This window comes from Microcoleus sp. Pol11C3 (assembly GCF_036701485.1).
GTDB lineage: Bacteria > Cyanobacteriota > Cyanobacteriia > Cyanobacteriales > Microcoleaceae > Microcoleus.
Window position 1 is genome coordinate 15,850 of sequence record NZ_JAUBQW010000055.1, and the last position, 20,585, is coordinate 36,434.

The following is a 20,585-nucleotide window of genomic DNA, read 5'->3' on the forward strand; positions in this document are numbered from 1 at the left end:
AGTGGTATCCCTAAAATCGCTCGCCCAGCAATCTTTGTCGCACCCCCTCAGCGATTTTCTGCCCCAGATACTCAGGAATTAAACTTTCATTGGGCCCCAACAAGTAGAGAATCAGGCGAGTTCGCCCCCGCCAAACCAGCAAATTAGCATTTACGACCAACAAATCCTCTTGCCAGATGGCATACATAACTTTGTAAAAAAGTCCAGGCTGATTATCTGCTTCAATCAGCAAAGCTGGCAAGTGGAAAACCGGATCGACGTAGAATTCAGTTGCCACATCCTCCAAACCCGCGTCTAAATTAAATTCCACCGCCAACATCTCTTCAACCTCAAAATGCCCCGCCAAGGCCTCTCGAACCGCCCTACAGACGTTTTCTGCTGTTTTATCTGCTAGTACCTTGCCACCGCGAGATACTACCAATTTGATAAATACCAGCATCGGTGGGTAAATTTGACCGTACAGACTCAGACTGTGAATTGTCAGTCCGTAGGCCGCAAGCACTCCAAAAATATCGCTCAGTAGAAAAGACTGGTTCCGGTAAGCAAAATGCAGCGCACTTTTATTACCTTCGGCTCGGATTTCGATGACTGCTTGCCGAGTTTTGTAAAGTTGGTAAGCTAATTTGAGGTTTTGCAGTTGGATTTCGCTGCTGACAAATTGCTCATAAAACTGCGGAAACGCTCGGTTAAAGCGCTTGAGAAGTTCTAGTGTAGATGGTTTTAAACCCGAAGCCATAATTGAGGGGAAGGTGCGGGAGATATACTGGGTATTTACTCTCCCATGCCTTATGGCAATGGGATTTTCGATTTAACGATTCGACTTAAATTGTGCCCGCCTCCGAACTCAAACCAGAGGTCTAATCTGTCTTGGAACATATCATGAGAATATGACGGTTGCGCCATTCCAGTGGTATTTGTCACCAAGCATATAAGTTCCGGCGCGATCGGCGGCACTCAAAAGAAGCAATTCCCAAAATGCCTCTGTCCTGGTTCGGCAACAAATTTTACCTTAAAAGCGGGTTGTCCGGGCACTGGCTAGCAGAACAGTTCTACCAAACTTGACAGAATCAAAAAAGCGCAGACTCAATGTTGGACGACAAATCCCTGTTTTCGGCGTAAGATGAGTGTACCGTAAACTGTTCCTCAAGAGGCTACCGGCAATTGATCCTACGCCGATCGGAGTGGGTTTATCTGTCGGGTTCTCTTTCTCGTCGTCCAACTTCTACTACCTTAACCGCGCCTGCATGGGTTTTTGGAAAAACTTATTTAGTAGTTCTGAGTCTGCCTCTGTACCCCAAACAGCGGATTTTGAGGAAGATGTGGCTGTTGGGTTAGGCGATCCGCTTTCCCCAACGTTTCGCAAACCCGCCAGCGGCAACGCTCGCATCTTTTTCAGTTGCGATCGGGACATTGACCTCTACGAACTCGAAGAACTTTGTAATGCAGTGGGTTGGTCCCGCCGTCCCCTGCGTAAAGTCAAAAAAGCTATTCAGCACAGCTTCCTAGTCGTCTCTATGTGGGAGATGCGGGGCAGCCAGCGACGGCTGGTGGGTTTCGCCAGAGCGACTTCAGACCATGCTTTTAATGCCACGCTTTGGGATGTGGTAGTTCATCCCGACTACCAGGGCAAAGGCATGGGCAAGGCGCTGATGAAATACATCATAAAAAAACTCCGCAGTGAAGATATCAGCAACATTACCTTATTTGCTGACCCTCAAGTGGTGGATTTTTACCGCAATTTGGGCTTTATGTCCGATCCAGAGGGGATTAAAGGTATGTTTTGGTATCCAGATTAGCGAGCGAGGTGCAGGTCGGCGTTGATTTGTTGAGAATATACAATACAATATTGACGCTGCCAACACCGAATGCCCCTGTGCGCTGTGGTCAGTTAGGCTTTGATGTATCTCGGCACCAGCGCCGTTATGAAGTTGTGCAAGTATTTTCAGTCAATTGGAGATTTGAGACTGCGGCGTGAGACTTCGGCGAGCGCTCAGACGATCGGCACTCAGTCGAGGGGTCAAGTCCCGGTCTGTCGAGTTGCGCTCAGTCGAAGGAACTATTGAAGATTTGGGATTTATTCCACTGATGAATCTGGGAGCTTGAACTAGGGTCTAAAATTGTGAGCAGATCACGATAGGAGTCAGGGGCTGGTATCGGTTTTTGGGTGGGGTCAAACCACAAAACCTGAAAAAAACTTCGCCTTAGCTGCATTGAGAGCTAAATATTTAATAAAGCTTGACAAGCAAGCGGTTTTGTGTGTTAATGGTTAGAGGTTAGCTAACTATAACACCGGGATGTAGCGCAGCTTGGTAGCGCGCCTGCTTTGGGAGCAGGATGTCGCAGGTTCAAATCCTGTCATCCCGATCGCAGAATGTTAAATAATAAATTAAAGCAGAACTGTCTCTGATGTTTACATTTCTTCAAAATGAAAACAAATTGAGGCAGTTTTTGCCGATCGTGTTAAGTCGCCAGTCTTTGCGTTAATGTGTTTCAGGATCGCTCCTGATGGAAAAAACATGAAATCATTAGTTCGTTTGGGCGCAATATTGGGAATTGTCGGCTGCACTCTGCTGGGCCCCTCCCCCATTGGCAAGATGTCTGCACTGGCACTGCCCGAGCCGCAAATTTTGGAAAAATTGCGCTCGGTGCCAGTATTTACGGTTACAGACGCTCAGGGTGCGCCCCTGATCGCTTCTGTTCCCAAGCAGGGTCAGGGTCAAACTGGTAATGCTTCCGTGGCGGGAATTTTCATCAGCCAGAAAGATGCTCAAGCTTTTGTCGATCAACTGAAAACCAAAAATCCTCAGTTGGCGGCGTCGGTGCGCGTGATGCCAGTATCCCTGGGCGAAATTTATCAGCTCACTCAAGCAAATAAAGGCAAGCCGGAGGAAGTGCAATTTGCTTTCGTTCCGGCTCCGCAGCAGGTGCAGTCGGCTAAAACTGTACTTCAGCAGACTGGTCAACAAGTTAACGAGTTCAACGGTGTACCTCTGTTTTTGGCCAGAGGCGGCGCGGAAAATGGTTATTTGACCATTCAGAGGGGCCAGCAAGAGGTGATTCCCTTGTTTTTTAACAAGGAGGATTTGCAGGGAATGGTCGATCGTTTTAAGCAGCAGCAGCCCAACGTGACAGCCACAATTAAGATTGAGGTGGTGAACTTGGAGAGCGTTTTGGAAGCTTTGCGTACTGAGAACGACCCGTTTTTGACCCAAATGATTTTGATTCCGTCGCGGGAGTCGCTGGAATTTGTGCGATCGCTCCAACCTGCCGGTGCGGGCCAAAATCCACAGGTTGCTCCGGCTCCAGCTCGGCCGGCTCCAGGCTCTCCGGCCCCAGCTCGGCCGGCTCCAGGCTCTCCGGCTCCAGCTCGGCCGGCTCCGAGTCAAACTCAACCGGCTCGCTAATATAGCAATCCTAAATGATTATACTCGTTACCAGGAAGAGCCTGGTGACGCAGATCCGGAGGAAGAGCCTCCATAGTCTGGGCCGAGGCAGAGCAAGAGTGACATCGGTTCCCCGGAAGAGCCTGGGAACCAGTTAACCAGTTATTGAAACTGATGCGAGGATTGCTATAGTTAGTCATCAGTCATTAGTCATTAGTCATTACTTAGTAGGTTGGGTTTCTCGATTCAACCTACTATTAATCAATTCTCATTATGAATTATAATTACCAATTTCTAATAAGTAATTAGCAATTACTTGATTACTAAAAACTCCTATGTTAGTTTCTGGTTTAGAGCTTTGGCAGTGGGTAAATCAAGCTAAGGCGCAGGCGCTCGCCTCCGACATTCCCCAAGCAGAAATCGACTGGCTGCTGCAAGAGTTAGCAGGTTTGGATAAATTGGCTCTGCGTTTGGAGTCGTTTAAAGATTTGCCAAAAATTGAATTAAAGTTGTCTTTATCTGAACTTGCTCAATTGTGGCAGCGCCGCTTGCAGGAACGGGTGCCGGTGCAGTATTTAACGGGGGTTGCACATTGGCGGCATTTTTCGCTCAAAGTAACGCCGGCGGTGCTAATTCCGCGTCCTGAAACGGAATTGCTGATCGATTTGGCTGTAGAAGCTGTTAAAAGCTATGGTGTCAATCCCAAATCGCATTGGGTGGATTTGGGGACGGGCAGCGGGGCGATCGCGATCGGCTTGGCTTCGGCGTTGACAAATGCTAGGGTTTATGCAGTAGATTGCAGTTCGGAAGCTTTGGCAGTTGCTCGACTGAATGCTGAGAATTTGGGTTTTGCATCGCGAGTTAATTTTTATCAAGGTTTGTGGTGGGAACCGCTAGCGTTTCTTAAAGGTCGCGTTAGGGGCATGGTCTCTAACCCCCCTTACATTCCCAGCAGCACGGTGCTGACTCTGGAACCGGAAGTTTTGAAGCACGAACCTCATCTGGCCTTAGACGGCGGTTTTGACGGGTTAGATTGCATCCGGCATTTGGTAGAAACGGGTCCCGATTATTTAGAATCCGGGGGAGTTTGGTTGGTGGAGATGATGGCGGGACAGGCTGAGGCGGTAGCTGATATGCTGCAAAGTCACGGGAGTTATGGCAAAGTTGAGATATTTTCTGATTTAGCAGGGATCGATCGGTTTGCTTTAGCCTATCGTCTTTAGGGAGCAAGCCAAGGAAAGATAGAAATTCTCGAATCTGGATATTTGGTTGTTGCTGAGATAGAGTTGGGGTACAAACTGCGATCGCACTCAGTACCCAAGAGGTATCACCGTGAAGCTGGAATATCAGTTTACGTTCAAAGAATATTTAGAAGCTAGTAGAATTTCCACAAAACTAGAGACTTTTTCGGAAGTCGAGTTTTGGACTCGGGCTGTATTTATTGTGGGGGGCGGAATTGTCTATATTATCGCTGGTCCAAATCCCCTTTGGGGTTATTTCATTATCGGTGTTGGCATCTGCTACATCCCTATTGTGAAGTTTCTAGAGCGGCGCAAGATCAGGTCGTTCGATAAACGTTTCTTTGGGGGTTTGCTTTTCTTAGATATTAAATCGGCGCTCAAAGGGGAGATTTCATTGCACCCTTTTTTGTTATTCGGGACACTTTTACAACTTGTTTATTGGGCAGCTCAATTTTTTGGAGTCTTTCAATTCTGTAGGTGGAAAAGAACTAATTTTTGGCACGAACTTGTTAGTCTACAAATGACGGAATCTGGACTAGAGTTGGAAACTGCAAAGGTTAACATTTTACTCAAGTGGCAATTTTATTCGCACTTCCTAGAGACAAAAAAATTGTTCGTCATCTATCCTTGCGAGTTTTCCAGCATCCCGCATATTTTCCCAAAACAGGCATTTAACCCAGAGCAGCGTCAAGTATTTAGAGAATTGCTATACAGCAAGATTCCGCCCTTTTCGCAGGTTTAAATGAAAAACAATGAATTTTGAATATCAACTGAATTCTACTGATTGTGAAGAAGCTTATCTGGCTACTCTAAACGGCTCCTCAGAATCCGAAAAACGAACCTTTCATAAGTGGGTTTTGCTAATAGGAATCTTCTTTATTTTGATGGGAATGCTCTTGCAAGAGAACGGCTTCTTAGTGGTGGGCGTTGTTTTGGTGTCCCCGTCTATTTTGTCTATTTTTTGTAAAATTTTTGTGAAAAAAGGCGTAGAAGAAATATATGAAATGTATGATGTGAAATCCGACATAAGCCTAGATCGAGATCGAGAGATACCGAACATCGCCAATTCGACGAACTGGAGGGAACCTACGACTGTCATAAGCCTAGATCGAGATCGAGAGATACCGAACATCGCCAATTTGACGAACTGGGGGGAACCTACCACTGTGGAGGTTATAGGAGAAGGGTTGGTACTTAATACTCCTAGTTGGCAAGGGACTTTTAAATGGGAAAATTTTGAATTCTTTACTGAAACTAGAAATTTATTGGTAATCTATCCGGTGTTATCTCTCTATCCTGTGCCAGAATCGAATTTTATTATACCCAAGCGTTCATTCAGCGATGAAGAGCAATTGTGGGATTTCCGAGAATTGCTGCACCACAATATCGGGAAACGCCGCTACAATTATTTAAATAAAATGCAGACCAAATTCTTCAATCTAAAATCTAAAATCTCAAGGTGAAGAGCAATTGTGGGATTTCCGAGAATTGCTGCACCACAATATCGGGAAACGCCGCTACAATTATTTAAATAAAATGCAGACCAAATTCTTCAATCTAAAATCTAAAATCTAAAATCGAATGACTCAAGTTTCGATCGCATCCTTGATTCAAGGGGCAATTTCAGGAGATTATATCGTCAGTTTTCCTACAGATACTGTACCCGCTTTGGCTGCGCGTCCCGATCGCTCGGAGTTGATTTTTGCAGCTAAACGCCGCAGTCAAGACAAACCACTGATTTTGATGGCAGCATCGGCGAGGGCTTTGTGGCCTTACGTGCAGGGGAGTCCAGCAGAGTTAAAATTGTGGCAGCAAGTGGGCGAATCCTATTGGCCGGGGGCGTTAACTTTGGTGCTGCCGGCTTCGGCAAAAGTCCCGGCGGCCATGAATTTGATCGATCCAACTACAATCGGAGTACGAGTGCCTAACCTTCCCTTGGCGCTCAAAATTCTAGAGCAGACAGGCCCTTTGGCTACCACCAGTGCCAATTTATCCGGCCAGCCACCTCTGGAATCGGTGGCAGAAATTGAGGCTCAGTTTCCGGAAGTCTTGACATTAGTTCCTTCTGAATTAACAGCGGCAACAGCTTCGAGTTTACCTTCCACTGTGGCTAAATGGACTGGCAGCGATTGGAAAATATTGCGACAAGGCACGATCGAGTTAGAATGCTAAAAGCTAAACTCCAAGGCAAAGCAATATGGCGCCGATCGGCTGGAGCGACTTGATATATTTAGGTATGGGACTGGGGCTGGGTTTGGGAAGCAATTTGATTTGGCGCCTGCAGCAAAAAAGCTCGCAACCGCCCGAACCTGCGCCCAAAGTGCCGCCACCTCCTCAAGAAATTCACTTAGAGAAGTTTGATGCCCTTTCCGAGCAACTTAAGCAAACTCAATTGGCTTATCAGATGGCATCGGAGATGAGCCAATTTAAGGCGGGTTTTTTGGCTCGAACTTCTCATGAGTTGCGATCGCCCCTGAGCACTATGATTGGTACGCTGCAATTAATTCTCGCGGATTTGTGCGACGATCCTGCTGAGGAGCGAGAGTTTGTCGAGCAAGCTCACGTCGCGGCACTCAAGCTGGTGAAATTGATAGATGAAATTATCTCGGTTGCTAAAACTGAACACGGCACTGACAGGATGGATATTGAGCCGATTCAGTTAGCTAAGGTTTTTGAAGAAGTTGATGATTTAACTTACTTGCAAGCTGCTAATCGCAGCATTCGTTTGGAGATATTGCCGCCAGATCCGGGAATTTATGTATTGGCAGATTTGCCGAGGTTTAGGCAAGTTTTAGTCCATTTGGTAGATACTGCTGTTGCTCAGATGGAGGAGGGCAGTATTTCTGTTTCTGCCCATGCTTCGCCGGAATCTGGATACGTTCACATTTGGGTGGACGATCAGCGTTCAGTTAGTGCTTGGAGCGAGTCTTGGGATTTGCTGAAGCACGATTTGGAGTGTGATGCTACTAAGAGCAGCGATAATTCTCAGGTGTCTTCTGGAATGAGGTTATTGATGAATCAGACTCTTTTAAGTTTGATGAGCGGAAAGTTGGAGGTTCTGGCTGTGCCTTCTGACTCCGAAGAGTGCAATTTTAACCGGACTCAGTGTTCTATTCCTTTGGCAACTTTGTGATGAAGGAAGTTCGGCCACGAGCAATCTACGGGATGTAACGGAGGTGGGGAAGAGGGCAAAGGATTTAACAAATTTAACGGAGGGTGGGAAGAGGTTCCAGGGAAGATGAAAGAAGGAAATTATTTATAGGGAGTAAGGTGCGCCCTTACGCACCCTACATATTATAGATTTTGATGCCAATCGGGTGATTATTAACAATTAGCAGTTAGCAATTCGCCGTTGCTAATTTCTAATTCGAGATTCTCTTCTAGAAGCTGATTTTCAAGTACCATTGTGGTGCTAGCGTTTTGCTGAAAACCGATGCGCTCGTAGAAGCTTTGTTTGTAAGTTGTCATCAGGTAAACTCGCTCTACTCGGCACATCCGAGGGTGACTCAAGACGGTTTGCACTAATTTGCGGCCGAGTCCTGCACCTTGGTAATCCGGGTGAATGGCGACATCCCAGATGGTAGCTCGATAGATCCCGTCTGAGGTGGCTCTGGCAAAGCCGATCGCCCGTGAGCCGTCCCAAACTGTAACAACTGGTTCGCTGTTGGCGATCGCAATTTCCCAATCTTCTATCTTGCGTTCCCTCGCCCAAAAGGCTGCGGCTTTAAATAGTTCTTGGATCTGTACGATGTCTGCGCGATCGCGACCTATACAAAATTGAATGTGACTGGAATCCCTAGTCGTTGATGTCATGCTCAATCTGCCTTCAAGTTGTATCTAAACTATGTTACTTTTACTGTCTTAGCGGGTATAGTTGATTTTGCGTGGGAACAATCAATGATTTAATCCCCGATTTACAAAACTATTTTTATTCATACATATTTTCTAACTAATTTCGGTGATGATTAATACTTTTTGGGGTAAATTTTGTAAAAAAGTCTTTGACTCAGAATTCCCAACTTCATAACTCATACCATTTGAAGTTTTATATTTGAGATTTTAGATCGGGAATGACTGATTTTGTATGGGTTGGGAGTTTGCCCACAGAGAAACCGGGTTTTTGGTCGAACATACTTCGTTAAAGCTGAGATGTTGCACCATTGTAAGCAACAGGCAAGATGCCTGTTCCACAAGAAAATTTATCTCTTGTGGAACAGGCAAGATGCCTGTTCCTAAACAAGTAATAGAATGCTGCAAGATGTAAGTTACAGCCCACTGAAACTGTAAAAACCCGGTTTCGAGGCGTCGTTTATCGGTAAGTGTAAGCGATAGTTGGTGTCTTGCCTAATTGCTAAAAAATCATCTATCGAGAGAGGTATTGACTCCACGAGAACAGCCGAAGATTGTGCTGTGGAGTCAATTTTCTAATGTCTAATCGAGTGAATCAGTTTTGCAACCAGCGGGCGGCGTCTTTGGCGTGATAAGTCAAAATCAAATCACAACCAGCACGCTTGAAGCCTGTCAAAGTTTCCATCACTACTCTTTCTTCGTCTATCCAACCGTTGAGGGCGGCGGCTTTCACCATCGCATATTCTCCAGAAACGTTGTAAGCAGCAACTGGCAGGTTAGTTGCTTCCTTCACGCGCCAGATGATGTCCATGTAAGCTAAAGCAGGTTTAACCATGAGCATATCTGCGCCTTCGGCAATGTCGAGAGCTATTTCTTTGAGAGCTTCGCGGCCGTTTCCTGGGTCCATTTGATAGGTGCGCCGATCGCCAAATTGCGGAGCAGAATCGGCAGCATCTCGGAACGGGCCATAATAAGCTGAGGCGTATTTTGCCGCGTAAGACATGATGGGAATATCTTCAAATCCAGCACTGTCCAATCCTTCCCGAATTGCTCCGACAAAACCATCCATCATTCCCGAAGGTGCGATAATATCCGCACCAGCTTTAGCTTGAGCAACGGCGGTTTTCTTCAGCAATTCTAGTGTCGGATCGTTCAAGACGCGGCCGCTTAAATCTCCGACTTCCAAATAACCGCAGTGACCGTGACTGGTATATTCGCACAGACAAGTATCGACCATGACGATTAAATCTGGTACGGCTTTTTTAACGGCTTCCGTCGCTTGTTGGACGATGCCACAGTCGTGCCAAGCACCTGTCGCGTCTGTATCTTTGTCTGCGGGAATGCCGAATAAAATAATCGCGGGAATGCCGAGGTCGTAGACTTCTTTTGCTTCTTCTACTATTTTGTCTACCGATAGCTGGTAGACTCCGGGCATCGATTTAACTTCTTTAGCAAAAGCTTCCCCCGGTACGGCAAATAGAGGGTAAATTAAATCGCTGGTAGTCAAGATATTTTCGCGTACCATCCGGCGGAGTTGGGGATGGTTGCGGAGGCGGCGGGGGCGGTGAGTTGGAAACATAATGTTTTTTTTACGGTAGATAAAGCCCTGCTTTCTAGGACTCGCGGCGTTTCTTTAAAAGTCTAGAGCTTATTGTTGGCCGATCGCCCTGCACTTAAGTAAACTTCTGTAAAACCCGCAAGGTCCATTGTTCGTAGTCAGGGATGCAAGTCCTTTCGGGCCTTTCCCGTTCCCAGACACAGCCCGTCCCCGTGCTTCTTGGATCGGTTAGTACGGATATCTCGCTGGCTTCATACCTGCAACCAGCCTGCCCAGAAGCGAGAATAAACTGTAAATTATAAATGTATCGAATAGTAACGGTCTTATGTACAAGCAACTACTTTCAAAGATGAAACCCCTTTTGAAATCACTATTTGCGATCGGTCTGGTACTGACGCTAGCCCTCGGTAACGCTGACGGAGCTCTGGCGGCTCGCAGCGGAGGACGGATCGGTGGCGGCTCTTTTAGAGCTCCGGCGCGCAGTTACTCATCGCCCAGCCGTACTTACGCCCCGTCGGGAGGCGGTTACTACCCGGGCGGTGGCTTTGGCGGCGGTTTCGGTTTCCCGTTCTTGCTGCCGTTTTTTGGCTTTGGGGGCGGGTTTGGCGGCCTGTTCTCGATTTTGATTTTTATCTCTATCGCTAATTTCCTCGTCCAAAGCTTCCGCCGCGCCGGAAGCGGAACTGACGAACTCGGCAATAGCGCCCCCACTACTACCGTATCTGTCGCCCGCTTGCAAGTTGGTTTGCTAGCAGAGGCTCGCGGTTTGCAAGCCGAACTCGACTCTCTAGCGCGAAAAGCTGATACCGATACAGCGGCCGGTCGCGCTCAAGTGGTGCAAGAATCTACTTTGGCGCTGCTGCGACATCCTGAATACTGGGTTTACGCGGGTGCTGAATCTGTGCAAACTCGTTTGGAAGCAGCCGAAGCTAAGTTTAATCAATTTTCTTTGGCAGAACGCAGTAAATTTACTGAAGAAACGCTATCGAATTATAACAATCAGCTCCGGCAAGCAGGGAGCAGCAATATCCTGCCAGGTTTGCAGGAAAATGGGGCGCTGGTTGCTTCTGATTTGAATTCAGATCCCGGGGAATTTATTGTGGTGACGGTGATTGTCGGTACTCAAGGTAAATTGCAATTGCCAGCAGTGAAAAACTCTGAAGATTTGCGCCAAGCTTTGCGTCAGATTGGGGGAGTATCGAGCGAGCAGTTGCTGGCGGTTGAGGTGCTGTGGACTCCTCAAGCGAACGGGGACACTCTGACTGCTGACGATATGTTGGCCGGCTATCCTGATTTGCGATCGATTTAGTGAGCAAGACTGGGCGCGGAGCATTGTCTGCCGCGCCCCATCCCGCAGAAAAGCTGTGGGGGTGAACCCAGTTGCTTTTGAGACGGGCATTTCGTGGGATGTTGGGGAGGTTGATCGAGTTAAAGAAGATTGTTTAACAAATGCTACTATTGAGAGATTATGATTCAGCGTGATTCATCTGCTATGGGCAAAGCCTGCCCCCTATGGGTTTTGCGAATAAGTTAGGCAGGATAAAAAAAACTGTATTGAGCGAGGACTGCTTCGGAAGAAGTTGCGATCGCGCGCCATCTAAATTTTATATAAAGAAGAAGCGATCGAGAGCTAGAACTTATGGCCGACAGCAGCAGAAAAAAAGCACTTTTTATTTTGAGCCAGTTAAATAATGACGATATCAACTGGATCGTCCAAAAAGGCAGAAAGGAAGTTCTCGATCCGGGCGGGATTTTGATCCATGAAGGAAGACAGATAGATGCGCTCTACATTGTTTTGAATGGGAGTTTGAGCGTTTTGATCGAGGCTGAGCGGACTAGAGAACTCGCTAAAATAGCCAGCGGAGAACTGGTGGGAGAAGTCTCTTTCATTGACGCTCGCCCTCCTTTGGCAACGGTGAAGGCGATCGAAGAAACTCACTTGCTGGCAATTCCTAGGCGGCAGTTAGTAATCAAACTTCAAAACGACATGGGCTTTGCTTCCCGGTTTTATTATGGAATTTCACTGTGTCTGGCAGACAGGATGCGCGGTACGATCAGACATATAGAATACGGTCGCAATATTGAATTAGATCAACCAGAATTTGAACGAGAGGATATCAATCCTAACGTCCTGGAAAATTTAGCGCTAGCTGAGGCTAAGTTTAATTGGCTGAGGGAAAATATTAAAGCTTGAGGAAATTTAAGGCGTTTTTGAGCTGTGTCTAAAAAGTTGCCGATGGATACGGTAATTGAGAGATGTACGATGTAACCTCTCAACTCACAAAACAGATGTGCAAAACAAAATAGGGGCGGGTTATACCGGAAATATGGATCGAGAACTGCCAGATATAAAACCAGCCCCTTTGCTTTACAGTTGCAACCTCGCGCGCTGAAATGCAACTACCAACCACACAATCTAGATAATTCCCGGGCCTTTGCCGCGTGTGTCTGCATCCATTGTCAGTTTTCCTTCCTCGCCTTTTTTATCTTTGATTTCTGCGAGAATTTGAGCGCGTTCTGCAGCTTCAGCTTCTTCTTTTGCTCTCAAATCGCCCGGTTCGTTGATGTACATTTCCGGTTCGATCGCGTAATTGTTAACCAGACCTTCTTTGTCTACTGTATAACCATCTGTAGTATGAATGCTTTCGTCATCGGTTTGGTCATCAGTTTTGGCAGCTTGCTGCTTCCCTTCAGTGGTTGTGTGCATGAAGTTAGCGCCTTCGCGTTCTTGTCGCGCTGCTGTTTCCGCAGGAGTAATGCCCCTGTCGTAGTGGGGGGCTTGCATATTGGCTTCGATTTGTTCGTCTGCCGGTGTTGATTTGCTAATTTCTTTTTCGGGCGGTGTGGGTTGGCGATTAGTCATGATTTTTTCCTGAGTTATTTTTTCAAAAAGGTCTTTGGGTTATGTTTAAATATTAGGTCAAAGCTAGCTCATTCACAAACTATCTTTGGTTATAGTTTGGGAAAAATTGCTGGTAGGGAAAATACCTTGAGTGAGTCTTCCTGAAGACTGATAAAATTATGTTTTTATTTAAATTTTTACTATCTGCGACTATTTGGCATCTATCTAAAGATAGGGAATTGGGAATTGGGAATTGGGCATCGGGCATTGGTAACTAATGACAACAGTCAACAGTCAACCGTCAACAGTCAACTGTCAACTATCAACTGACTTCAGGATTCTTTAAAGAAGCGGATGATTTCGCGAACGTGGTTGAGAAATTGTCCGTCATCCGTGAGTTGGGCGATCGCACTTTCTGCATTTCTTGCCAGTGTAGTGTGTTCGGCCTGATTTGTCGATCGTAAATTTTCCAGAGATGCTGCTAGTCGAGTTAATTCTCTTCTAGTCGCTTCCTGCTGCCGCTCTTGTACAGCTACCCAAGAATTCGGATCGTTAGAACTGAATCTAGCTTCTAAATTTTGAAGGGTAGATTCTAAGTTGGCGAAGCGGGTGCGGAGTTCGACAATATCTTCGCGGGGGTGCAAAAATTGACGGCGAATCATTGTCAGGCGCTGCGCTAAATACTGATAACCTCGGATAGCTGGACGCATTACAGTTAACAGCAGTGCAGCAGCGGAACTGAGATAGCCAATAGCACTAATTCCAGCGGCGGCTAGGGCGTAAAGTGCGATCGCGCTAAACAGATGAAGTGCGATCGCCACAAAGAGCGATCGGCTAACTAATACAGTAACGTATTTGACTTGTTCCTGATCGACAGCAATGTTTTTTTTAGTAGATTCTGCGGCTTGCGCTAAAACTTCTTTAGCTTCAAAATGGATATTCCAGGGAACTGTAACTATCAACAACAGCCATTCAAAACTAGCAATGGCAATTACCCAATCGATGAAGCTGCCGGCGGGGATGTGCAGCCATTGCAGAATGGCAAAAAATAGTAGCAAAAATATACCTGTAACGGCACCAAAACCTGCGAAAGTGTAAGACATGGCGATTCCCTTGCGAAATGTTGTTTTGATTGTGGGTAGGTTGTTTAGGTGTGGAGTAATAAACTGTGACAGTTAAGTAATCGTCCTCTTAATCCCGGTTCATTAGTTATGAGTAATAGTGCGGATAAAGGCTTGCTATAAACCGGGTTTTTTCCCACAAATAATTGCTCTACCTGAATCGTGGAAGGTTGTGCTGATTGTGGGTAGGTGGTTTAGGTGTGCAGGAATAAGCTGTGACAGTTAAGTAATCGTCCTATTAAACCCAGTTTATTAGTGATTAGTAATACTCCGGGACACTAGGGTTTCCAGACCCCTGGTTTGTTTCAGGAAAATACACTGGCTTTAACCCATCAATAAGAGTTAAATGAAACGGTTTGTTTTTTGGGAGTGCCTAAATCCTGAATAATTACTCATTAGCGATTAAGTATATCTACCGAAAAAACTTTACCCTGTAACAAAATGTAAACGCATCACAACCTCTGCGAAAGCTAACGTTTCACTCGCTTTTGACTACTTATGCTTTTCCCAGTTCATCTACTTAGCGATCGGCATGAAGTCACATTCTCCCCAACTCATACCATTTGAGATGTGAAATTTAAGATTTGAGATGGGGAATGGCTGATTATGTATGGGTTTGCAGCTTGTCTACAGTTGCATCGATTTTTTGAACTGGTATCACTAACGGCGTTACGCGGTGCTAGTGTTAGGAACGCAGCAATGTCAAAACGCTCCCCTCTGTCGATTTTTCTTTTCCAGAGCTGCTAAATCACCTGTGACTGAGATAAACTGGTTTGGAAGTAAATCGCGCGTTTTGCAAGTTGCCTCTGTGTAACCGAGACACTGCTACTGCAACCTGCCATCAGCCACAGCAAAATAGATGCCAAAATTAACTCTACATTCTCCGATTTCCATTAACAGAGCGTCTACAATCTAAAATCAAAAGTGAGCAGCAAGGACAAACCGATGGCGAACTCAACTCTTGGCTTAGAAAATCAACTTTACGATTATCTGTTATCTATTTCTCTGCGGGAACCCGATATTCTCGCTTCACTACGGGAAGAAACTGCTAAACATCCTATGGGGATGATGCAGATTGCTCCCGAACAAGGTCAGTTTATGGAGATGCTGGTGCAGCTTATGGGAGCGACCAAAACCTTAGAAATTGGCGTTTTTACTGGTTATAGCTCGCTGTGCGTAGCTTTAGCGCTGCCTCCTAACGGTCAAATTATTGCCTGCGATGTCAGCGAGGAATATACTGCGATCGCACGACGCTATTGGGAAGCTGCGGGCGTTGCTAATAAGATTTCTTTGCAGTTGGGCCCAGCAATAAATACTCTCGACAAACTAATAGCCGAGGGACAAGCAGGAACCTTTGATTTTGCCTTCATCGACGCCGATAAAGAAAATTATGAGGCTTATTTTGAGCGATCGCTGCAACTTGTACGCAATGGCGGTTTAATTGTAATTGACAATGTTCTGTGGTCAGGACGAGTTGCTGATCCTCAAGTACAAGACGAAAGCACCACCGCCATTCGTACTTTTAACGACAAATTGCGTAACGATCCCAGAGTTACTCTCAGTGTTGTCCCCATTGCGGACGGGCTGACTTTGGCATTGAAACGTCGCTGGGCTACTATGATGGAACCTGAACAGGATAATTAAAGAGTTATTTGCGGTTTGTGGTGGATTTCTAAGGACTCATACCAAAGCTATGAAGAAACCGGATTTCTGAGTCAAGCTTTTGGGATCAAACGGGTAATTTTTTTTTCAGAAAACCCGTTTATATGTTCAAAACTGTTTTTATTTGCTGCAAACCGCGAAGGAATAACAATTTAAGAATATTATATCTAAACAACGTAATTAATTGATTTGAGGCGTAACTTCGGGTGTCTAATTTACAACTAAAATTACCAATTCACGAAACTTTTCAGTGTACTGTTCAAGGCGAAGGTTACTGGACGGGGACTTTAGTTGATTTTATCAGATTGGCCGGTTGCCCTGTGCGGTGTCCTTGGTGTGACACAGGCTACGAAAATGGAGGCAAAGGTTTGCCGTCTGTACCGCAGTCGATCGCACAATTGCTAGCTCAATTGCAGTCTCCGAGGGTTGTCATTACTGGCGGCGAACCTTTCATTCACCGCGATTTGTCTGAGTTAGTTGAAGCTTTGTTAGAAGCTGACAAGCAGGTGAGTATTGAAACTTCGGGTGCTTGCTGGCAGGATGTTTCCCCGCAGGCTTGGATTACTCTTTCTCCGAAGGAACACGTCAATCCTAAATATCCGGTGCAAGAGCTTTTTTGGACTAGAGCAAATGAAATTAAGTTAGTGATTAGCACTGGTGAAGAAGTAGAATTTTATCACAAGCATTTAGAAAAAAATGTGAATATTCCGGTTTTCTTGCAACCAGAATGGAACTCAAAAAAATCAGCGCTTCCCATTATTATGGAATTGCTGAAACAAAATCCTAGTTACAGGTTATCTTTGCAAACTCACAAGTTTATTGGCGTGCAATAATTGGATTATTTTGACACTTATAGAACCCGAGGGGCGGAGCGAAGCAAAGAAAGTACATCGCCCTACTATTCGTATAAGTATGTGCTACAATTAAAGCAGTAATTTATTGTATTATGAAAGTTATGCAAGCAGCTACTGAAAATCAAATGGGAAAAGTTATCACAACCCTAGTAATTACGAATCGGATCGATGAAGCTAAAGCAGAAGATGGTCTGATCCCAATCGAGCAAGTCAGGTCTGTTACTCTAGAAAATGTTTTGGTGGATACGGGCGCGACAACTTTGTGTTTGCCTAAAGATGTCATCGCCAGACTGGGTTTGAAAATCCTCAAGCAAGTGGTTGTGGAAACAGCCACGGGTATTAGTGAGGCGAGGATTTTTCGAGATGCTTCGATTTCTCTGTGCGGGCGCGAAGGCACTTTTGAGTGTTTGGAATTGCCAGAGGGGAAAACGCCACTTTTAGGGGTGATTCCGATGGAAGCGCTGGGCATTGAAGTGGATTTGAAGCATCAAAGTTTGAAGGTTTTGCCCGACGGGCCGACGGAAACTTATTTGACAATTCTTTGATATTCTTGAGTTTGGATGCCAGCTATTCGATCGGCAGCGCTAAGATGGTTAAGCACTGTTTTGCACTACTCTCATGTCCCAACGCGCCAAAAGCTCACACAGCCAGCCAAGTGCATCCCACAACGGGCATAATGTGACGAATTCTAACTCCAATAGCCAAAATACAATTCGGATTCGCGGTGCGAGACAGCACAACCTCAAGAATATCGATCTGGAACTGCCGCGCGATCGCCTGATCGTTTTTACTGGTGTCTCCGGTTCTGGCAAGTCTTCCCTCGCTTTCGATACAATTTTTGCCGAGGGACAGCGCCGCTACGTGGAGTCTCTCAGCGCTTACGCGCGCCAGTTTTTGGGACAGTTGGACAAACCGGATGTGGACGCGATCGAGGGGTTGAGTCCGGCTATTTCGATCGACCAAAAGTCAACTTCTCACAACCCGCGATCGACTGTTGGCACTGTTACAGAAATTTACGATTATCTTAGATTGCTCTACGGCAGAGCTGGCGAACCGCACTGTCCGATTTGCGATCGCTGCATTGCGCCGCAGACAATTGATGAAATGTGCGATCGAGTCATGGCCCTTCCCGACGGCACTCGCTTTCACCTTCTGGCACCTGTTGTGCGCGGAAAAAAAGGCACTCACCGAAAATTATTGTCGAGTTTAGCTGCGGAAGGATTTATTCGCGTCAAAGTTAACGGAGAAATTTTAGAACTTTCGGAAAATATCGAATTAGATAAAAATCATACGCACAATATCGAGATAGTTGTCGATCGGTTAATTAAAAAACCCGGTTTAGAAGAACGTTTAGTTGATTCTCTGGCAACTTGTTTGCGCCATTCTGAGGGGATTGCGATTATTGAAGAGTTACCGACTGAAGAAAATTCCCAACCACAGGGGCCGATCGTATTTTCCGAAAACTTTGCTTGTCCCGAACACGGCGCGGTAATGGAGGAACTTTCACCTCGGTTATTTTCGTTTAATTCGCCCTACGGCGCGTGCCAGAACTGCCACGGTTTGGGTAGTTTGCGGACTTTTGCGCCGGATTTGGTAATTCCCGACGAGAAAGCGCCTCTTTATTGTGCGATCGCGCCTTGGTCTGACAAAGACAATTCTTATTATCTTTCTTTGCTTTTCAGTATTGCAGAGACTTGCGGGTTTGATATTGACACTCCTTGGTATCGATTAAAGCCCGAACACCAGCGGGTAATTTTGTACGGCAATGAGTCCAAGCGCACCACAGAAAGTAAAAAGCGCGACGGCAGCACTGATTTGAGGAGAGATTTTAATGGCGTGATTGCCATGTTGCAGCGCCAGTACGACGATACTGGTTCCGATCTGATCAAGCAGAAGTTGGAACAGTATCGGGTCGATCGCTCTTGCGAGGTTTGTCACGGCAAACGCTTGAAACCCGAGGCGCTTTCCGTGCGGTTGGGACAGTACGGAATTGTAGATTTAACGAGTATTTCGATTCGCGAATGCCGCGAACGAGTAAATAATTTGGGATTGAGCGATCGGCAATTCCAAATATCCGATTTAGCCCTGAGAGAAATTAAAGCAAGGCTGCAATTTTTGCTCGATGTCGGGTTAGATTACCTGACTTTAGACCGCGCAGCAATGACACTTTCTGGCGGAGAAGCCCAGCGAATTCGGCTAGCGACTCAAATCGGTTCTGGTTTGACGGGTGTTCTCTACGTTTTGGACGAACCGAGCATCGGACTTCACCAAAGAGACAACTTTCGCCTGCTGCAAACCTTAACAAAATTGCGTGATTTAGGCAATACTTTGATTGTCGTAGAACACGATGAAGAAACCATGCGAGCGGCCGACCACATTGTCGATATCGGTCCCGGCGCAGGCGTTCACGGCGGTCAAATTATATCCCAAGGAACTTTAGAAAACTTGCTGGCTGCCGAGGAATCTTTGACAGGTGCTTATTTGTCGGGAAAGCGAGTAATTGAAACCCCTAATGAAAGGAGAAAAGGCAACGGCAAAGCTCTCTCTATCCAAAATGCGACGCGCAACAATTTAAAAAATATTGATGTAGAAATCCCCCTGGGAAAACTCGTCTGCGTGACAGGCGTTTCCGGCTCGGGGAAATCAACTTTAATCAATGAATTGCTGTACCCCTCGCTGCAACATTATATCACCAAAAAAGTGCCTTTACCGCCCGATATGGACGCCCTCAAAACTAAAGGCGAACGCTCTCTAGAGGATATAGTTGATAAGGTAATTGTCATCGATCAATCTCCGATCGGCCGCACTCCGCGTTCTAATCCGGCTACTTACACGGGAGTCTTTGATGTGATTCGCGATTTGTTTGCCGAAAGCATTGAAGCGAAGGCAAGAGGTTACAAAGCAGGGCAGTTTTCTTTTAACGTGAAAGGGGGAAGGTGTGAAGCTTGTGGCGGCCAAGGCGTGAACGTGATTTCGATGAATTTTCTGCCGGACGTTTACGTGCAGTGTGAGGTTTGCAAGGGTGCACGGTACAACCGGGAAACGCTGCAAGTTAAGTACAAAGGCAAGTCGATTTCTGATGTTTTGAACATGACCGTAGAGGAATCTTTGGAGATGTTTAAAAATATTCCTAGGGCGGGCGCCAGACTGCAAACTTTGGTTGATGTTGGTTTGGGTTACATTCATTTGGGACAGCCGGCGCCGACGCTTTCTGGGGGCGAAGCGCAGCGGGTAAAATTGGCAACGGAACTGTCGCGCCGCGCTACTGGGAAGACGCTTTATTTAATTGATGAACCGACGACGGGTTTGTCCTTTTATGATGTTCACCATTTGTTAAATGTGCTGCAAAGATTGGTCGATAAGGGTAATTCAATTTTGGTAATCGAACACAATTTAGATGTGATTCGGTGCTGCGATTGGGCGATCGATTTAGGGCCGGAAGGGGGAGATAAGGGTGGCGAGATTATTGTGGCGGGGACGCCGGAGGATGTGGCGGCAAATCAGAGGTCTTATACTGGGAAGTATTTGCAAGCGGTTTTGCAGCAGCATCCTTTAGGGGAGGCTGTAGCTGTTAGTTAATACTAACAGGAATTACGCCATTCTCATAATGAGTAAGGTGCGTCAGATATTTAAACCTTCAATAATCGTTTAAGAAACTCACCTGACGCACCCTACAATTAAAATACGTCGTATAATTGATAGAATATAGGTGCGAATACTTCGCCCCTCCGGATATATTTATAAAATTGGGATAATCGTTCATGAGCCGGAAATACTATTCTAATCGTACTGGCAAAAATTCTGAGGCTAGTCGCTACGAGCTACCCATGTTCGTTAAACTTTTCAAAATTGTTTATCTGGATTTTCTAAATAAAGATTATTTTCAGCAAAACTTTAGTTGTCAAGGTGCTGATATAGAAGCACAAATGTTTCTCGCCATCAGGAAATCTGACTTATCGCCAATTGAGGAAAAATGTAATAATTATTCAGAGGATGACCATTGGTGACAAGTTAAGGCTCAAAGCCAGTTGTCAAGGGGATTTTCGGAGGTAGCTCAAAGAAAAAAGGTTCTCCA

19 protein-coding genes and 1 tRNA gene are annotated in these 20,585 nt (G+C 45.9%); 15 read left to right on the top strand and 5 right to left on the bottom strand.

Annotated elements, in window-relative coordinates:
• Positions 1–10 precede the first annotated feature (10 nt).
• Positions 11–736, bottom strand: coding sequence for a hypothetical protein (locus QUA40_RS14385; protein WP_006631881.1), 726 nt, complete (start codon positions 734–736; stop codon positions 11–13).
• A gap of 508 nt (positions 737–1,244) precedes the next feature.
• Here QUA40_RS14385 and QUA40_RS14390 point away from each other — a divergent pair.
• The 8 genes from QUA40_RS14390 (at position 1,245) to QUA40_RS14425 (ending at position 7,757) form a co-directional block, all read left to right on the top strand.
• Complete coding sequence (locus QUA40_RS14390) at positions 1,245–1,796, top strand: GNAT family N-acetyltransferase (protein ID WP_172187348.1); 552 nt, start codon at positions 1,245–1,247, stop codon at positions 1,794–1,796.
• A 494-nt stretch (positions 1,797–2,290) separates the two neighbouring features.
• Positions 2,291–2,364, top strand: a tRNA-Pro gene (locus tag QUA40_RS14395).
• 152 nt (positions 2,365–2,516) lie between these two features.
• Positions 2,517–3,404, top strand: coding sequence for a Tic22 family protein (locus QUA40_RS14400; protein ID WP_333126855.1), 888 nt, complete (start codon positions 2,517–2,519; stop codon positions 3,402–3,404).
• Positions 3,405–3,718: 314 nt separating this feature from the next.
• Positions 3,719–4,606, top strand: coding sequence for a peptide chain release factor N(5)-glutamine methyltransferase (gene prmC, locus QUA40_RS14405; protein ID WP_333126858.1), 888 nt, complete (start codon positions 3,719–3,721; stop codon positions 4,604–4,606).
• 109 nt (positions 4,607–4,715) lie between these two features.
• Entirely contained in the window at positions 4,716–5,366 is a 651-nt protein-coding gene (locus tag QUA40_RS14410; protein WP_333126861.1) for a YcxB family protein, read from the top strand.
• 10 nt (positions 5,367–5,376) lie between these two features.
• The gene (locus QUA40_RS14415; protein ID WP_333126864.1) at positions 5,377–6,087 is read left to right on the top strand and encodes a YcxB family protein; all 711 of its coding nucleotides are present in this window, start codon (positions 5,377–5,379) and stop codon (positions 6,085–6,087) included.
• A 118-nt stretch (positions 6,088–6,205) separates the two neighbouring features.
• Complete coding sequence (locus tag QUA40_RS14420) at positions 6,206–6,796, top strand: L-threonylcarbamoyladenylate synthase (protein ID WP_333126867.1); 591 nt, start codon at positions 6,206–6,208, stop codon at positions 6,794–6,796.
• A gap of 25 nt (positions 6,797–6,821) precedes the next feature.
• Positions 6,822–7,757, top strand: coding sequence for a HAMP domain-containing sensor histidine kinase (locus QUA40_RS14425; protein ID WP_333126869.1), 936 nt, complete (start codon positions 6,822–6,824; stop codon positions 7,755–7,757).
• A gap of 191 nt (positions 7,758–7,948) precedes the next feature.
• Here the strand turns inward: QUA40_RS14425 and QUA40_RS14430 are convergent, their stop codons facing one another.
• Positions 7,949–8,437, bottom strand: coding sequence for a GNAT family N-acetyltransferase (locus tag QUA40_RS14430; protein WP_333053288.1), 489 nt, complete (start codon positions 8,435–8,437; stop codon positions 7,949–7,951).
• Between the two features lie 631 nt (positions 8,438–9,068).
• Positions 9,069–10,052: a porphobilinogen synthase gene (gene hemB, locus QUA40_RS14435; RefSeq protein ID WP_333126871.1), complete on the bottom strand. Its 984-nt coding sequence runs from the start codon at positions 10,050–10,052 to the stop codon at positions 9,069–9,071.
• Positions 10,053–10,356: 304 nt separating this feature from the next.
• Between hemB and QUA40_RS14440 the strand changes: the two genes are divergently transcribed.
• Entirely contained in the window at positions 10,357–11,340 is a 984-nt protein-coding gene (locus QUA40_RS14440) for a DUF1517 domain-containing protein (protein ID WP_333126874.1), read from the top strand.
• 330 nt (positions 11,341–11,670) lie between these two features.
• Complete coding sequence (locus tag QUA40_RS14445; RefSeq protein ID WP_333126877.1) at positions 11,671–12,225, top strand: cyclic nucleotide-binding domain-containing protein; 555 nt, start codon at positions 11,671–11,673, stop codon at positions 12,223–12,225.
• A 222-nt stretch (positions 12,226–12,447) separates the two neighbouring features.
• Here the strand turns inward: QUA40_RS14445 and QUA40_RS14450 are convergent, their stop codons facing one another.
• Together QUA40_RS14450 and QUA40_RS14455 are read right to left on the bottom strand one after the other, a co-directional pair.
• Positions 12,448–12,894, bottom strand: coding sequence for a hypothetical protein (locus tag QUA40_RS14450; RefSeq protein ID WP_333126879.1), 447 nt, complete (start codon positions 12,892–12,894; stop codon positions 12,448–12,450).
• Between the two features lie 311 nt (positions 12,895–13,205).
• Positions 13,206–13,976 carry a hypothetical protein gene (locus QUA40_RS14455; RefSeq protein ID WP_333126882.1) on the bottom strand — a complete coding sequence of 257 codons (771 nt, stop codon included), beginning with the start codon at positions 13,974–13,976 and terminating at the stop codon, positions 13,206–13,208.
• Positions 13,977–14,939: 963 nt separating this feature from the next.
• On the opposite strand from QUA40_RS14455, the gene QUA40_RS14460 reads away from it, so the two are divergent.
• The 5 genes from QUA40_RS14460 (at position 14,940) to QUA40_RS14480 (ending at position 20,517) form a co-directional block, all read left to right on the top strand.
• Positions 14,940–15,638: a class I SAM-dependent methyltransferase gene (locus tag QUA40_RS14460; RefSeq protein WP_333126884.1), complete on the top strand. Its 699-nt coding sequence runs from the start codon at positions 14,940–14,942 to the stop codon at positions 15,636–15,638.
• 224 nt (positions 15,639–15,862) lie between these two features.
• The gene (locus QUA40_RS14465; protein ID WP_333126887.1) at positions 15,863–16,489 is read left to right on the top strand and encodes a 7-carboxy-7-deazaguanine synthase QueE; all 627 of its coding nucleotides are present in this window, start codon (positions 15,863–15,865) and stop codon (positions 16,487–16,489) included.
• A gap of 122 nt (positions 16,490–16,611) precedes the next feature.
• Positions 16,612–17,055: a retroviral-like aspartic protease family protein gene (locus tag QUA40_RS14470; RefSeq protein ID WP_333081043.1), complete on the top strand. Its 444-nt coding sequence runs from the start codon at positions 16,612–16,614 to the stop codon at positions 17,053–17,055.
• A 73-nt stretch (positions 17,056–17,128) separates the two neighbouring features.
• Positions 17,129–20,089, top strand: a complete 2,961-nt coding sequence (uvrA, locus tag QUA40_RS14475; protein WP_333126890.1) for an excinuclease ABC subunit UvrA — start codon at positions 17,129–17,131, stop codon at positions 20,087–20,089.
• Between the two features lie 182 nt (positions 20,090–20,271).
• Positions 20,272–20,517 (top strand): hypothetical protein, encoded by a 246-nt coding sequence (locus QUA40_RS14480; RefSeq protein WP_333126893.1) that lies wholly within the window; start codon positions 20,272–20,274, stop codon positions 20,515–20,517.
• Positions 20,518–20,585 lie beyond the last annotated feature (68 nt).

Bases quoted from the DNA above. Each gene is read 5' to 3' on its own strand.
- QUA40_RS14385 (WP_006631881.1), bottom strand. From the start codon at position 736: ATGGCTTCGGGTTTAAAACCATCTACACTAGAACTTCTCAAGCGCTTT.
- QUA40_RS14390 (WP_172187348.1), top strand. From the start codon at position 1,245: ATGGGTTTTTGGAAAAACTTATTTAGTAGTTCTGAGTCTGCCTCTGTA.
- QUA40_RS14400 (WP_333126855.1), top strand. From the start codon at position 2,517: ATGAAATCATTAGTTCGTTTGGGCGCAATATTGGGAATTGTCGGCTGC.
- prmC (WP_333126858.1), top strand. From the start codon at position 3,719: ATGTTAGTTTCTGGTTTAGAGCTTTGGCAGTGGGTAAATCAAGCTAAG.
- QUA40_RS14415 (WP_333126864.1), top strand. From the start codon at position 5,377: ATGAATTTTGAATATCAACTGAATTCTACTGATTGTGAAGAAGCTTAT.
- QUA40_RS14420 (WP_333126867.1), top strand. From the start codon at position 6,206: ATGACTCAAGTTTCGATCGCATCCTTGATTCAAGGGGCAATTTCAGGA.
- QUA40_RS14425 (WP_333126869.1), top strand. From the start codon at position 6,822: ATGGCGCCGATCGGCTGGAGCGACTTGATATATTTAGGTATGGGACTG.
- QUA40_RS14430 (WP_333053288.1), bottom strand. From the start codon at position 8,437: ATGACATCAACGACTAGGGATTCCAGTCACATTCAATTTTGTATAGGT.
- hemB (WP_333126871.1), bottom strand. From the start codon at position 10,052: ATGTTTCCAACTCACCGCCCCCGCCGCCTCCGCAACCATCCCCAACTC.
- QUA40_RS14440 (WP_333126874.1), top strand. From the start codon at position 10,357: ATGTACAAGCAACTACTTTCAAAGATGAAACCCCTTTTGAAATCACTA.
- QUA40_RS14445 (WP_333126877.1), top strand. From the start codon at position 11,671: ATGGCCGACAGCAGCAGAAAAAAAGCACTTTTTATTTTGAGCCAGTTA.
- QUA40_RS14450 (WP_333126879.1), bottom strand. From the start codon at position 12,894: ATGACTAATCGCCAACCCACACCGCCCGAAAAAGAAATTAGCAAATCA.
- QUA40_RS14455 (WP_333126882.1), bottom strand. From the start codon at position 13,976: ATGTCTTACACTTTCGCAGGTTTTGGTGCCGTTACAGGTATATTTTTG.
- QUA40_RS14460 (WP_333126884.1), top strand. From the start codon at position 14,940: ATGGCGAACTCAACTCTTGGCTTAGAAAATCAACTTTACGATTATCTG.
- QUA40_RS14470 (WP_333081043.1), top strand. From the start codon at position 16,612: ATGCAAGCAGCTACTGAAAATCAAATGGGAAAAGTTATCACAACCCTA.
- uvrA (WP_333126890.1), top strand. From the start codon at position 17,129: ATGTCCCAACGCGCCAAAAGCTCACACAGCCAGCCAAGTGCATCCCAC.
- QUA40_RS14480 (WP_333126893.1), top strand. From the start codon at position 20,272: ATGAGCCGGAAATACTATTCTAATCGTACTGGCAAAAATTCTGAGGCT.